General features: G+C 72.8%; 13 protein-coding genes. 7 read left to right on the top strand and 6 right to left on the bottom strand.

Annotated features, from left to right (window positions below; translation table 11 throughout):
* The first annotated feature begins 82 nt into the window (after window positions 1-82).
* From AB0J69_RS40115 to AB0J69_RS40145, 7 genes are all read left to right on the top strand, one after another.
* The gene (locus tag AB0J69_RS40115) at window positions 83-1,522 is read left to right on the top strand and encodes a sugar transferase (RefSeq protein WP_364128936.1); all 1,440 of its coding nucleotides are present in this window, start codon (window positions 83-85) and stop codon (window positions 1,520-1,522) included.
* A complete protein-coding gene (locus AB0J69_RS40120) occupies window positions 1,522-2,286 on the top strand; it encodes a 3'(2'),5'-bisphosphate nucleotidase CysQ (protein ID WP_364128939.1) in 765 nt (254 codons plus the stop codon). Before AB0J69_RS40115 ends, AB0J69_RS40120 begins: the two co-directional genes overlap by 1 nt.
* Before the next feature lie 19 nt (window positions 2,287-2,305).
* On the top strand, window positions 2,306-3,220 hold the full coding sequence (gene cysD, locus AB0J69_RS40125; RefSeq protein WP_364128942.1) for a sulfate adenylyltransferase subunit CysD: 915 nt from the start codon (window positions 2,306-2,308) through the stop codon (window positions 3,218-3,220).
* Window positions 3,221-4,483, top strand: coding sequence for a sulfate adenylyltransferase subunit CysN (cysN, locus tag AB0J69_RS40130; RefSeq protein WP_364128945.1), 1,263 nt, complete (start codon window positions 3,221-3,223; stop codon window positions 4,481-4,483).
* Between the two features lie 91 nt (window positions 4,484-4,574).
* Window positions 4,575-5,477, top strand: a complete 903-nt coding sequence (locus tag AB0J69_RS40135; protein ID WP_364128948.1) for a sulfotransferase — start codon at window positions 4,575-4,577, stop codon at window positions 5,475-5,477.
* Complete coding sequence (locus tag AB0J69_RS40140) at window positions 5,474-6,352, top strand: glycosyltransferase family 2 protein (RefSeq protein WP_364128951.1); 879 nt, start codon at window positions 5,474-5,476, stop codon at window positions 6,350-6,352. Before AB0J69_RS40135 ends, AB0J69_RS40140 begins: the two co-directional genes overlap by 4 nt.
* 437 nt (window positions 6,353-6,789) lie before the next feature.
* Window positions 6,790-7,521, top strand: coding sequence for a WecB/TagA/CpsF family glycosyltransferase (locus AB0J69_RS40145; protein ID WP_364128954.1), 732 nt, complete (start codon window positions 6,790-6,792; stop codon window positions 7,519-7,521).
* Here AB0J69_RS40145 and AB0J69_RS40150 read toward each other — a convergent pair.
* Genes AB0J69_RS40150 through AB0J69_RS40175 form a run of 6 tightly spaced genes read right to left on the bottom strand, consistent with a single transcriptional unit; the run spans window position 7,508 to window position 13,937 of the window.
* Entirely contained in the window at window positions 7,508-8,401 is an 894-nt protein-coding gene (locus tag AB0J69_RS40150) for a sulfotransferase (protein WP_364128956.1), read from the bottom strand. The two genes, AB0J69_RS40145 and AB0J69_RS40150, sit on opposite strands and share 14 nt — an antisense overlap.
* Window positions 8,398-9,642: a lipopolysaccharide biosynthesis protein gene (locus AB0J69_RS40155; RefSeq protein ID WP_364128959.1), complete on the bottom strand. Its 1,245-nt coding sequence runs from the start codon at window positions 9,640-9,642 to the stop codon at window positions 8,398-8,400. The genes AB0J69_RS40150 and AB0J69_RS40155 overlap by 4 nt, the downstream gene beginning before the upstream one ends.
* Window positions 9,639-10,484: a sulfotransferase domain-containing protein gene (locus AB0J69_RS40160; RefSeq protein ID WP_364129037.1), complete on the bottom strand. Its 846-nt coding sequence runs from the start codon at window positions 10,482-10,484 to the stop codon at window positions 9,639-9,641. The genes AB0J69_RS40155 and AB0J69_RS40160 overlap by 4 nt, the downstream gene beginning before the upstream one ends.
* A gap of 5 nt (window positions 10,485-10,489) precedes the next feature.
* Window positions 10,490-11,386 carry a hypothetical protein gene (locus tag AB0J69_RS40165; protein WP_364128962.1) on the bottom strand — a complete coding sequence of 299 codons (897 nt, stop codon included), beginning with the start codon at window positions 11,384-11,386 and terminating at the stop codon, window positions 10,490-10,492.
* Window positions 11,383-12,648: a hypothetical protein gene (locus AB0J69_RS40170; RefSeq protein ID WP_364128964.1), complete on the bottom strand. Its 1,266-nt coding sequence runs from the start codon at window positions 12,646-12,648 to the stop codon at window positions 11,383-11,385. The genes AB0J69_RS40165 and AB0J69_RS40170 overlap by 4 nt, the downstream gene beginning before the upstream one ends.
* A complete protein-coding gene (locus AB0J69_RS40175; RefSeq protein WP_364128967.1) occupies window positions 12,645-13,937 on the bottom strand; it encodes a Wzz/FepE/Etk N-terminal domain-containing protein in 1,293 nt (430 codons plus the stop codon). Before AB0J69_RS40175 ends, AB0J69_RS40170 begins: the two co-directional genes overlap by 4 nt.
* Between the last annotated feature and the right edge of the window lie 87 nt (window positions 13,938-14,024).

Consider the following 14,024-nt stretch of genomic DNA (forward strand, 5'->3'; position numbering starts at 1 on the left):
CCCGGCTTCCCGCGCGGCTACGATCTGTGACTGTCCATTCAGGAATGGTCGCCTGGAGGCACGCGTGCGCGGTGAAGGTCTCATGGCCGTCGTGAGGACCGGTCATGGGGTTGGCTGGGGGGCCGGTCCGCGCACGCTTTCCTGGGTCCGCTCCTACCGGCTGCTGGCGGTGCTGGGCGATCTGTGCGGGGCGGGGATCGGGGCCGGGACCGCGTTCTCCGTCAGGTTCGGCGGGTTCACGCCGTACGTGCTGCCGTACCTGCTGGTCAGCCTGGTGCTGCCGGTGGTGTGGTGCTGCGCGGTGGCGCTCACCCGGGCCTACGAGCCGCGCATGCTGGGCGTCGGCTCCGAGGAGTTCCGCCGGGTCGTGCAGGCGGGCGTGGCGCTGACCGCCGGCACCGCCATCGGCTCCTACGTGACCAAGACCGACGTGGCCCGTGGCTACGTCGTGCTGGCCCTGCCGCTGGTCACGCTCTTCACGCTGGTCTTCAGGTACGCCCTGCGCCGCTCCCTGCAGCGCCGCCGGGCCGCGGGCGCCTGCATGCGCAAGGTGGTGGCGGTCGGCCATTCGGCCTCGATCGCCGAGCTCGTACGCCTCTTCCGCAGGGAGCGCCACCACGGCATGGACGTCGTGGCCGCCTGCCTGCCCGGTGGGCACGCCGGGCAGCGGGTGGGCGACGTGCCGGTCGCGGGCGACCTCAGCGACGTGCCGATCGTGGTGGACCAGTACGACGCCGACACCGTGGCCGTGCTGGCCTGCCCAGAGATGGACGGGCACGCGCTGCGGCGGCTGGCCTGGCGGCTGGAGCGCACCCACACGGAGCTGGTCGTCGCGCCCGCGCTGATGGACGTGGCCGGGCCGCGCACCATGATCAGGCCGGTCGCCGGGATGCCGCTGCTGCACGTAGAGCACCCCGAGCTGGGCGGCGCCAGGCAGCTCGTCAAGAACGTCTTCGACCGGCTGGTGGCCGCCACGCTGCTGGTGCTGCTGGCGCCGGTCCTGGCGGGGCTGGGGATGGCCGTACGCGCGACCAGCCCGGGGCCGGCGCTGTTCCGGCAGACCAGGGTGGGCCGGGACGGGCGGCTGTTCACGATCCTGAAGTTCCGGACGATGCGGCGCGGCTCGGAGCAGCAGAAGATCACTCTGGTCAGCGACCGGGACGGGCTGTTGTTCAAGATCCGGAACGATCCACGCGTCACTCCTCTCGGCACGCTGATGCGCCGGCACTCGCTGGACGAGCTGCCGCAGCTCATCAACGTCGTGCTGGGCCACATGTCGCTCGTGGGGCCCCGGCCGCCGCTGCCGGAGGAGGTGGCACGCTACGGTGACGACGTGCGCCGACGACTCCTCGTACGCCCTGGGCTGACCGGGCTGTGGCAGGTCAGTGGTAGATCTGACCTATCTTGGGAGGAATCCGTACGTCTAGACCTGCGTTACGTGGAGAACTGGTCCCTCACTCTGGACCTCCAGATCCTGTGGAAGACTTGGTCGGCCGTCGCCCGCGGGCAAGGAGCATATTGATGACGATTCGCGACGACCACGCCCTCGCCGGCGACCTGGCGACCGAGGCGGGCGAGAGGCTGCTGCGGATCCGCGAGCGCACGGGGTTCGGCGACCCGGCTGCGCTGCGGGCCGAGGGTGACCGGGCCGCCCACGTCTACCTCATGGAGTCGCTGGCCCGGTTGCGGCCCTCCGACAGCGTGCTGTCGGAGGAGGCCACGCGTGAAGAGCGGCTCGACCCACGCCGGTTGGGCGCGGACCGGGTGTGGATCGTGGATCCGCTCGACGGCACCCGGGAGTTCTCCGAAGAGGGCAGGGCCGACTGGGCCGTGCACGTGGCGTTGTGGGAGCGCGGCAGGCTCAGCGCGGGCGCCGTGGCGCTGCCGGCCCAGGGGCGCACGCTGACGACCGCCGAGCCGCCGAAGCCGCCCTCCCACGAGAAGGGCCGGTTCCGGATCGCGGTGAGCCGCACCAGGCCGCCCGAGTTCGTGCAGAAGCTGGCCTACCTCGTCGGCGCCGACCTGGTGCCGATCGGGTCCGCCGGAGCCAAGATCTCGGCGGTGCTCACCGGCGAGGTGGAGGCGTACGTACACGCCGGTGGCCAGTACGAATGGGATTCCGCCGCGCCGGTCGCCGTAGCGCTGGCCGCGGGGGCCCACGCGAGCCGTATCGACGGCTCCGAGCTGACCTACAACCAAGCCGACCCGTCACTACCGGATATCCTGGTTTCCCTACCGGAGCTGGCGGCATCCCTGCTCGCCGGGATCCGGGACCTGCACCGCTGAACCGCCGGAGGAAGCTCCCATGCTCCAGCGCGACTACACGACGTCGCAGCTCGACGTGCTCGAAGCAGAGGCCATCCACATCATGCGTGAGGTGGCGGCCGAGTTCGAGCGTCCATGTCTGCTCTTCTCCGGGGGCAAGGACTCGATCGTCATGCTCCGCATCGCGGAGAAGGCGTTCTGGCCCGCCGCCATCCCGTTCCCGCTCATGCACGTGGACACGGGCCACAACTTCGACGAGGTCATCGAGTTCCGCGACCGCCGCTCGGCCGAGCTGGGCGCTCGGCTGATCGTGGCCAGCGTGCAGGACTCCATCGACCAGGGCCGGGTCGTCGAGGAGACCGGCCGGCGCGCCTCGCGCAACCGGCTGCAGACCACGACGCTGCTCGACGCGATCGAGGAGCACGAGTTCGACGCGGTGTTCGGCGGCGCCCGGCGCGACGAGGAGAAGGCCCGCGCCAAGGAGCGGGTGTTCTCCTTCCGCGACGACTTCGGCCAGTGGGACCCGAAGAACCAGCGCCCCGAGCTGTGGAACCTCTACAACGCGCGCATCCGCAAGGGCGAGCACATCCGCGTCTTCCCGCTGTCCAACTGGACCGAGCTCGACGTCTGGGACTACATCAGGCGCGAGGGCATCGAGATCCCCTCCATCTATTTCGCCCACACCCGCAAGGTCTTCGAGCGCGACGGCATGTTGCTGCCCGACTCCGACGTCGTCCAGCGCGGCGACGACGAGCCGCTGTTCGAGTCCGTGGTGCGTTACCGCACCGTGGGTGACATGACCTGCACGGGCGCCGTCAAGTCCACGGCCGTCACGGTCGAGGAGATCATCGAGGAGATCGCGGCCACCCGGATCACCGAGCGCGGGGCCACCAGGGCCGACGACCGCTCGTCCGAGGCCGCGATGGAAGACCGTAAGCGAGAGGGTTACTTCTAAATGGACATTCTTCGCTTTGCCACTGCGGGAAGCGTCGACGACGGCAAGTCCACCCTCATCGGACGGTTGCTCTTCGACTCCAAGGCGATCTTCGAGGACCAGCTCGAGGCCGTCGAGCGGACCTCGCGCGACCGGGGCACCGAATACACGGATCTGTCGCTGCTGACCGACGGCCTGCGGGCGGAGCGGGAGCAGGGGATCACGATCGACGTGGCGTACCGCTATTTCGCGACGCCGCGCCGCAAGTTCATCATCGCCGACACGCCCGGCCACATCCAGTACACGAGGAACATGGTCACCGGCGCCTCCACGGCCGACCTGGCGATCATCCTCATCGACGCCCGCAAGGGCGTGCTGGAGCAGTCGCGGCGGCACGCGTTCCTGACCTCGCTGCTGCGCGTCCCGCACCTGGTGCTGGCCGTCAACAAGATGGACCTGGTCGACTACTCGCGGGAGCGCTTCGAGGAGATCAGGGAGGAGTTCACGGCGTTCGCGTCCAAGCTGAACGTCTCCGACCTCACCTTCATCCCGATCTCCGCGCTCAACGGCGACAACGTGGTCTCGCGGTCGGAGAACATGCCGTGGTACCTCGGCACCTCCCTCCTGCACCACCTGGAGAACGTGCACATCGCCTCAGACCGCAACCTGACCGACGTGCGCTTCCCCGTCCAGTACGTCATCCGCCCGCAGCGGGCCACCGACCACGCCTTCCACGACTACCGCGGCTACGCCGGCCAGGTGGCGGGCGGCGTGCTCAAGGCCGGTGACGAGGTGATGCACCTGCCGTCGGGCCTGACCACGCGGATCGCCTCGATCGACACCTTCGACGGGCCGGTGGAGGAGGCGTTCCCGCCCATGTCGGTGACGCTGCGCTTCGAGGACGACCTCGACATCTCGCGCGGCGACATGATCGCCCGGCCCAACAACCAGCCGCAGGTGGCGCAGGAGCTGGAGGCGATGGTCTGCTGGATGGCCGACGGCCTCAAGCTGACGCCCCGGTCCAAGCTGACGATCAAGCACACCACCCGCACCGCCCGCGCGATGGTGCGCGATCTGCACTACCGGCTCGACGTCAACACGCTGCACCGCGACGAGGATGCCACGTCGCTCGGCCTCAACGAGATCGGACGGGTGTCGCTGCGGGTCACGCAGCCGATGTTCGTCGACGACTATGCCCGCAACCGGCTGACCGGCGGCTTCATCCTGGTGGACGAGGCCACGAACGGCACGGTCGGTGCCGGCATGATCATCGACGCCAGCTGAGGTAGATCTTTTAGGGTTCTCGTTACCCGCTGATTACTCTGCGCGCTAGGGTCATCGCGTTCCGTGTTCACGCGACGCGAAGGCCCTCCCCGTGACCGATCCCACTCCCGCGACCGCCCAGGTGGTTTACCTCGGCGGCCTCGGCCGCAGCGGCACCACGCTGCTCGAGAGGCTCCTCGGCGAGCTTCCCGGCGTGGTGGCGCTGGGAGAGGTGGTGCATCTCTGGGAGCGGGGGATCCTCGCGGAAGAGCTCTGCGGGTGCGGTGTGGCCTTTCCGTCCTGTCCGTTCTGGCGCTTCGTGGGGGAGCGCGCGTTCGGTGGATGGACCCGGCGGCTGGCCGAACGGATCCTGGCCCTGCGGGCCAGGGTCGACCGCACCCGCAGGATCGCGCGCATCGCCCATCCCGACCTGGCCGAGTACGCGCGGGCGTACCGTCACCTGTACGACGCGGTGGGCGCGCCGGTCGTGATCGACTCCAGCAAGCACGCGTCGCTGGCCTGCTGCCTGGTGGCCGGCGGGCTGGACGTACGCATCGTGCACGTGGTCAGGGACCCGCGTGCGGTCGCCCATTCCTGGGGCAGGACCGTGCACCGGCCGGAGGACGGCCGCCCTATGACCCGCTGGAGCCCGGCCCGCACCGCCGTCCAGTGGGCGGCCCAGAACGCGGCGCTGGAGCTCCTCCCCGGGCGCGGCGCCCGGGTGACCAGGATCCGGTACGAGGACCTGCTCGCCGACCCCGGGGCCACCCTCAAGGCGCTGGCGCTCCGGCTCGGGCTGCCGGAGCCCGAGCTGCCGTTCATCGAGGGGCGCACCGCCTGGCTGGGGCCCTCCCACACCGCCTCGGGCAACCCGATGCGCTTCCACGTGGGGCGGGTGGAGCTGCGGCGGGACGACTCGTGGCTGTCGGGCCTGCCCGACGGCGACCGGCGGATGGTCAACGCCCTCACGTGGCCGCTCAGGGCCCGGTACGGCTACGCGGGGGCGGCGGCGTGAGCCGGTGGCCGTCCGTCGGGGTGGTCATCCCGACGCGCGGGGACCGTCCCGGGCCGCTGCGCGAGGCCGTGGAGGCGGTGCTCTGCCAGGACTACGCGGGGGAGCTCTCGGTGGTCGTGGTGGCGGACGGGGTGCCGTTGCCCCGGGTGGGCGGATCCGTACGGGTCCTGGGCAACAGGCTCAGCCCCGGGCTGCCCGGCGCGCGGAACACCGGCATCGCCGCCTGCGACACCGACCTGATCGCCTTCTGCGACGACGACGACGTGTGGCTGCCCGGCAAGCTCACCGCCCAGGTGCGGGCCCTGGGGGACGGGGGCGAGTTCGCCAGCTGCGGCATCGAGGTCGAGCACGGCAGCCGCCGCGTGCCCCGCCTCGCCGGCGCCTCCACCATCACCGTGGCCGACCTGATCCGGTCGCGGATGGTGATGGTGCACTCGTCGACGTTCCTGTTCCGGCGCGGCGTGCTCTGGCCCGACGAGAGCGCGCCCGGCGGCCAGAACGAGGACTGGGACCTGGCCCTGCGCGCCGCCAAGCGGCGACCGCTCGTCCACGTCGACCAGCCGCTCGTCCGGGTGCGCTGGGCCGGCTCCCACTACGCCGCCCGATGGCCGGACCGCATTGCCGGGCTCGAATGGATGCTCGCCCGGCACCCCGAACTGGCCGTGGACCCGTGCGGCGCGGCGCGGGTCTACGGCCAGCTGGCCTTCGGGCACGCGGCGCTCGGGCAGCGGGGCTCGGCCGTCCGCTGGGCCGCCCGGAGCTTCGCCTCCCGAGCCGGCGAGCCGCGCGCCGCGATCGCACTCGCAGTGGCGGCCGGCCTGATCTCCGCGTCCACCGTCCTCTCAGCCCTCCACAACCGAGGACACGGCATTTGACCCCCCACCCCCACACCACCTCGTCTTCTGGGGTCGTCTCCTCTCCCGGCAGCGCCCCGTCCCCCGACGCCACCCCACCGCCCCGGCGGCCCAGCGTCCCGGCACCGCGCCCCTCGGAGCCGGGGGAGCACCCGACGCCCGTCCCGCCCTCCGAGTGCCCGCGGCCCGCGCCCGGTGCCGCCGCGTGCCCGCCTTCGCCGGGCGCGCCGACGCCGGTGGCGGAGCGCACGGCGTCCGTTCCGCTCCCCGCGTGCCCGACCCCCGCGCTTGGAACCGGCGCGTGCCCGCCTTCGCCGGGCGGGTCAGCCGGCGCGGGGCTGAGGGAGGCCGGGAGGCGAGGGCCGGAAGGCGCGGGAGAGGGTCAGGGGCGAAGGTTCGAAGGCGGCGGGGACCCCGGGGTCGTCGGCGGGGGACGGGTGCGGGTGGGTGGGGTGGAGGTGGATGCGTTGAGCGAGCGGGAGGTCGTGCGGCGGGTCGCGGTGGCGCTGGAGGCCGGGAAGGGCGGGCGGATCGTCACGCCGAACGTGGACATCTGCCGCGCCGTCGCCACCGACCCCGCGCTGGAAGAGCTCGTGTGCACGGCCGACCTCGTCGTCCCCGACGGCATGCCGCTGGTGTGGGCGGCCAGGCTGCTCGGCACCCCCGTGCCCCAGCGCGTCACCGGCGCCGACCTCATCTGGTCGCTCAGCGAGCCGGCCGCCCGCCACGGCTGGCCCGTCTACCTGCTCGGCGGCCCGCCCGGCGTGGCGCGCAGGGCGGCGGACCGGCTCTCCAGCCGTCACCCCCGCCTGGAAATCTGCGGCGTGCACGCCCCTCCCTACCACTTCGACGCCACTCCCGAGGGGGCCGCGCGGGTTCGCCGGATGGTGGTCGCCGCCCGGCCCCGGCTGGTGTTCGTCGGGCTCGGTTTCCCCCGCCAGGACCGCCTCATCGCCGACCTGCGGGAGGAGCTGCCGGATGCGTGGTTCGTGGGATGCGGGGCGGCCATCGCGTTCGCGGCCGGCACGGTGGCCAGGGCGCCGCGCTGGATGCGGCGCGCCGGGCTGGAGTGGGTGTTCCGGCTCGCCGCCGAGCCCGGCCGGCTGACGCGCCGCTACCTGGTCGACGACCTGCCGTTCGCGGTACGCCTGCTCGCCGGCTGCCTGGCCACCCGCTTCAGCCGGCGGTGAGGGCGCGGATCCGGGCCGCCTCCTCCTCGCTGAGGCCCCGGGCCCCGTTCAGCAGCGCCTGCCGCGAGTCCATCCGGCGGTAGGCCGTGCGGGACAGGCCGGACCACGCGAAGCCCCCGGCCCGGGACGTGCCCGTGTCGTGGCAGCAGGCCCTGGTGATCCGGCGTTCGGCGGCGGGCGTCCAGGGCAGGCCGGCGTACGCGTACAGGCGCCGGAAGCCGGGCACCGGGTCGGCGGCCAGCGACTCGTACGAGGTGACGAGGATGCCGGGCGTACGGTCCAGGATCGTGCGGGTCGCCCGCCAGAGCGCGGCCGCCTTGGCCACGCGGTCCCGCGACCCGACGAGCGCCCGCAGCTCCAGCAGCTCGGGATGGTCGCGGACCAGCAGCGGCTGCCCCAGCAGCTCCTGGAAGTGCACCGTCCACCCCAGCCGCTGCCAGCTGGCCACGAACGACACCGGATCCCGTACGAGCGCGATCACCCGGCACCCCAGCCGCCGGGCGAACCAGCCCGCGCTCAGCACCGCGAACGGGTCGTCCAGCAGCGCCCGCCGGCCCGCCAGGCGGCCGAGCGTGAAGGCGGTGCCGTAGCGGAGCAGGCGGGCCAGGTCGTACGGGGAGCGGTTCGCGCGCAGCTCGGCCAGCCAGCGGTAGCGCAGGGCGACCGTGTCGCGGAAGGCGGGCAGCCAGGCGGCGGAGTTGTCGTCGCAGATGTACTGGAACCGGTGCGTCACCCGGGCGGCGAGCACCCCGGGGCAGCGGCCGGGCGGGTGCTGGGGGTTGAGCGGCTCGTTGACGTAGACCAGGTCGCCGCCGGCGGCGAGCATCCTGCCCGTCCAGCTCGTACCGCTCCGGGGCAGGCCCGTCACCAGGACCGTCATGCGGCCGCCCATCCCCGAACGCGCAGCGCCGCCAGGGTGTGGCGGCCGAACGGGTGCAGGCCGTAGCGGCGGTGCAGCTGCCACAGGGGGAGCAGGTTCTTGACGAGCACGCCGCCCGACCAGCCGGCGACCGCCCCGAGCGCGCCGTGGGCAGGGATCAGCGCCAGGTCGAGCAGCACGGTGCAGCCGATCGCGGCCAGCAGGTTGAGCAGGCTGGCGCCGGTGTGCCCGGCGGCCGTCAGCACCACGTCGACCATCCCGCAGGCCGTCGCCACCATCATCGTCCCCGCCAGCACCAGTGCCACCGGCACCGCCGAGTCGTACGAGGGCCCGAACACCTTCAGCACCCACGGAGCCAGCCCCGCGTACGCCAGCCACACCGGCCAGGTCAGCAGCACCAGCCAGACCGTGGCCGCCTGGTACAGCTCCCCGGCCCGCTCCCGCTCCCCGTCGGCCAGCGCCCTGACCAGCCCCGGCTGCACGGCCTGCGCCAGCCCCTGGTTGGCGAGCTGCCCCACCACCTTGAACCGGGTCGCGGCCGTGTAGACGGCGGCCTGCGCCGGCCCGGCGAGCACCGCCACGATCACGATGTCCACCCGCTGGAACACCGCCTGGATCGCCCCCGCGACCGACCGCGGGGCCGTGTACCGCCACAGGTCCCGCCCGGTTCCCGGCAGGTACGGCGTGCGCGGCACCCGCCCGCGCAACCCGCCCGCCGCGAGGACCAGCACCGGCAGGTACGGCACCCCCCACGCCAGCGGCAACCACCAGACCGCCGCCCCGGCCAGCGCCGCCCCGGCGACCAGCGCGAGCTGGCAGGCCGGCACCAGCACCCCCTCCAGCAGCACGGTGGGCCGCATGGCCCCGAACCCTCGGGTGGCGGCCAGCAGCACGTCGGCCGCCACCATGACCGGCAGCAGCCCGGCCAGCGGCCCCAGCCGCGGGTACAGCACGACAGCGGCGCCCGCCGCCACCACGACGCACGGCACGAGCCCCGCCCGGATATATCCGGAAATGCCGCGATAGCCGTAGGTCTCCGCGCGCGCGATGAAGTAGATCAGCCCGGTCCCGGCGTCCAGCTTCGCGATGCCCGCCGCCATGAGCGCCAGCGCGGTCGCGGTGAAGAAGGCGCCGGCCTCGGCCGCCGGATACGCCCTGGTCACCACCACCACCAGCACGAACTGCGCCAGCGCGCTGAAGGCCGCCCCCGTGAGCCCCGCCAGCCCCCTCCGGACGCTCACCGCCGCCACGACGGCTCACCGCCCAGCCAGCGGGTCAGCCGCGCGTCGTACGCCTCGAAGTGGTCCCGCAGCGCCTGCGCCAGCACCCGGGGCACCCGGCGCGGTAGCGCGCGGCCGTTGTGCCGCTCGAACGCGGGATAGCCCAGATGCGGCACCCCGAGGAACTCCAGCACCCGGTCGTAGGCGGCCTCCGGCTCCGCGAAGAACCGGTGGCTGTCGAGCACCAGGATGCGTTCGCAGCCGATCAGCGCCTCCAGGCGGTCGAGCTGGTCGGCGTAGCGGCCCCGCGCCAGGTAGCCGTGGTGGCGGTGCGAGTGGTGCAGCGCGAAGGGCGCTTCGCGGAGCCGCTCCTCGGCCCCGGCCAGGCGCTTGGCCTCCAGCTCCAGGGCGTACTCGAAGTGCGACTCGGTCTCGAAGCCTCTGGCCAGCTCGTGGGCGTGCGCGGAGCAGGCCCGTTCCACCGGGTCGCGGACCAGCACGATCAGCTTGACTTCGGGCAGGTCGATGGCGATGCGCTCCCCGGCCAGGGGATGGAACAGGTAGTAGGGGGAGGATTCGTACGCCTGGGCGCGCGTGCCGTACCGGTGGCCGAGCAGGGCCGCGCTCACCCGCAGCGGGAAGTGCGCCTGGTACCAGGCCATCCCGCGCCAGTAGGCGACGTCGAAGTAGTGCACGCCCTTGTGCAGGACCGGTTTGAGGAGCAGCGGGTGCTGGGCCAGCGCCCGGTAGAGGGAGGTCGTGCCGCACCGCTGCGCCCCCGCGATCAGGAACGACGGCAGCACGCGCGCCCCCGACGTGAACCGGCCCGTGGCCCGCGACAGGGACAGCACCGATCGCTTCATGGTCCTCACGTGAGCAGCTCCTCGTGGTCGACGGCCGGGTTGAGCCAGGACTCCGGCGGCCCGAGCGGCGCGTGGCCGTCGGCGGCGTGCCGGTCGGCCAGCGCGATGAGGTAACGCAGCGCGGTCTGCCTGGCCGTCGCCGCGGACAGGCCCAGGGGAGCCAGCAGCCGTACGGCCCCGGCCACGCACGCCCGCGCCGCCACCGGCGGCTCCATCCGGCGCAGCGCCCGCTGGAAGAAGTGGTGCACGGCGTCGAACCCGTAGGGGACGCCGACCTCGTACCGTTCCCAGTCCCAGACCAGCAGCCGCCCGTCGCGGGAGCGGCAGATGTTCCACGGGGCCAGATCCCCGTGCCAGGCCGGGCGCGCGCCGCCGGTGCCCGCGATCTCCTTGACCGCCGCCAGCAGCAGCGGCTCCGGCACCCGGCCGCGCCGCACCGGCAGCGGCGACAGGGCCAGCACGGACAGGCCCCGCCAGTCGCCGTGGTGCAGCACGGACGGGGTGGCGATCGTGCTCAGGGGCAGCCCGGCCAGCCTGCGCAGGGCCGCCGCCTCGGTGGTGATCAGCTCGCGGGCCCGCGCGCTGTCGCCGATCTTCACGAACGCCAGCCGCCGCCCGTCCGCGCGGGCCTCCAGGATGGGCTTGCGGTTGGCCCGCAGCGCGGGACGTACGTGCAGAACGGTCTCGACCGGCCGGTGGAAGATCTCGCTCAGATGCGCCGCGATGGACCCCTCGACCGGCACCACGACCTGCGACCCGAGATGCCACCAGCGGCGCGGCGCGAGCCGCCGGGGCACGGCGGCGTGCGGCAGCACGGTGTACGCCCGGGGCGACCCGGAGCCGGGATACAGCAGCCGCACGGTCTCCGCGAGGTAACCAAGTCGGACAGCCGCATCACTCATGAATTCCTCCACAGGAGGGCGAACGAGATGAGATACAGGCTGAGCGGCGTGACCAGGCCGTCGTAGATGAACATGTAGAGCAGTACGAGCCCCATCACGAGCACCCCGGCCAGCCCGATGGGGCTGCGGTCACGCCAGTGGCGGCGGATCGCCCCCAGGAAGAACGCCACGTAGAGGGCCGCCCCCGTGAACCCCTGCGTGATGATCAGTAGCCAGAGTTGCCCGTCGCTCCCCAGCGGCGGGTGCCCGCAGGTCGCGCACCACTCGGTCTTGCCGGTCGTGATCGTCCGGTGGTTGCCCATGGCGTTGCGGGTGTTGCCGTAGCCGATGACCGGCGAGTGGCCGGCCGCGGTGAGGGTGGCGGTCACGGTGAAGGCCCGGATGTCGTTGGAGTGCGGTTTGTCCAGCCGCTGCGCGAACAGCGGGGCCAGCGGGCTGAGCATGAACGCCAGCGCCGCCGCCACGACCGCCCCGCAGAGCGCCACCCTGGTACGCCCGCCCACCCGGACGATCACGTAGAGCACGGCCAGGCCGAGCCCGATCCACAGGCCGCGGTTGAGCGAGTAGACGACGGGGATCGCCGCCAGGGCCAGCACCACTGCCACGAACGCCCGGTGCCGCGCCCGGCCGTACACCCACCAGCCGACCACGAACCAGACCAGCAGCACCGACGCGTTGCTGCCCCAGGCGTTGGCCCACTCGTACGGCGCCTCCGGCCTCGGCGAGGCGTACCCCAGCACCTTCTGCGTCTGCGCGGCGGTGGGATGGATGAGGTTCTGCACGAACGAGTTCCCGCTGATCCACTCGGGCAGCAGCAGCTCCACCGGCGAGGTGAAGGCGAAGGCGGGGAAGAACACGCCGAGCAGCCCGCCCGCGACCGTGGTGACGAACAGCACGCCGAGCATCCGCACCAGGCGCAGCTGCGGCAGCTCCCGCTCGGTGAGATTGCCCAGGTAGAGCAGCACGATCAGGACGGAGCAGTAGAGCGCCAGCCGCATGGAGTAGCCGACGATCCGGCCCGCCCCGAGCTCGCCGTACGTGCCCGGCGGCGTCTCCGCCAGCATCAGCGCGCTCACCAGGTAGCCGGCCAGCAGCAGCACCCACAGCCCGAACCCGCGCGGCACCTTGATCGGCCGGCGCCGCCACAGCATCACCGCCATGGGCACCGCCAGCACGATCACCGACAGCCCGCCGAACCCGAGCGCCCACCAGACCGGATAGCCGACCAGCAGCGCTCCGATGGGCCAGGCGGGCCCTCTCACGTCGGCTTGCCCGGCCGCCGCGGGTGGTGGATGGCCTGCATGGGCGTGGTCTCGGCCGACACGCTCGGCTCCAGCTCGCCGGTCGCGACGAGCTTGCCGAGCGAGGTGTGCGGGCGCGGCTCCAGCAGCGGTACGAACGACGGCACCGCGTCGGTGGCCGTCACCACGCCGACGATCGGCACGTCGTGCCGGGCCAGCTGGCGTACGGTGGCCGCGACCTCCACGGAGGTGACCCGGCCCAGCCCCAGCAGCAGCACCGCCGCGTCCGCCCTGGCCAGGTCGCGCACGTCGGAGCCGTCGAGCACGACCAGCGGCGCGCTGACGGCGAGCGGCTCGGCCAGCGACGAGGCGTACAGGTCGGCGGGCAGCGCCCTGACCAGCAGCCGCTTGCCCGGGCACGCGGAGACCACGGCGCAGGCCAGCTCGTGCAGCACGCCGTGCTCGCGCGGGCTCGACAGGTCGGTGAGCACCGGCAGGCCGGTGAGGCGTTCGACGTCGGCGGGTGTGCGCAGGCGGGTGTCGAGGCGGTCGCGGGCGTACGCGGCGGCCGAGCCGAGCAGCAGTCCCGCCATCAGCCCGGTGCCGAGGTAGAGGGGCAGGCTGGGGGAGCTGGGCGCGGTCGGCGGCGTGGCCTGGCCGATGACCGTGCCGGGGGTGACCGCGACCGTCCGCAGCGCGTCGTACTTGAGCGCCAGGTTGGCCGCCTGCCGGTTGAGCACGCCCTGGCGCTGGGTGGCGATCGCGTGCTCCGCGCTGCCCTTGGTCAGGCCGTCGAGCTGCTTGATCACCAGGTCGATCCCGGCGTTGACCTGCTTGAGCTTGCTCAGCACGGCCTCCTGCTGCTCGGCCATGGAGGTCAGCGCGCTCTCGCGGCGATGGGCCAGGTACGCCTCGGCGTAGGCCCGGGACTGCGTGGCCGCGACGGCGGGGTCGGCGGCGGTCACCGAGATCCACAACACCGCCGAGTTGGGCGGCACGGAGACCTCGACCGGCTCGGGGACGGCGAGCCCCAGGGTTCTGGCCGCCCGGGCCGCGACCACGGCCGACTGCGCGACCTGGGCCTCGGTGTCGAGGTTGAGCGCCTCGCGCTGGCGGTTGGTCACCTGGTTGGCCGGCTCCTGCGGGCCGATCGGCATGACCAGCACCTGCGTGGTCGCGGTGTAGGAGGGAGGGGTGAGGCGCATCAGCGCGAGTCCCGCGGTGCCGCCGAACACGACGCAGCCCACCAGGAGCAGCCACCGCCTGCGCAGCAGCGAAAGATGCTCGTCCAGGTCGGTGCCGGAGCTCATGTGCGCCCACTATAGGGCGGACGGTCATTACCCATGTTGAATACTCAAGATTTTCTCCGGTAAGGCCATAAAGAAGCTTCCTGATAA

Origin of the sequence: Nonomuraea sp. NPDC049709 (genome assembly GCF_040674815.1) — a bacterium.
Taxonomy (GTDB): Bacteria; Actinomycetota; Actinomycetes; order Streptosporangiales; family Streptosporangiaceae; genus Nonomuraea.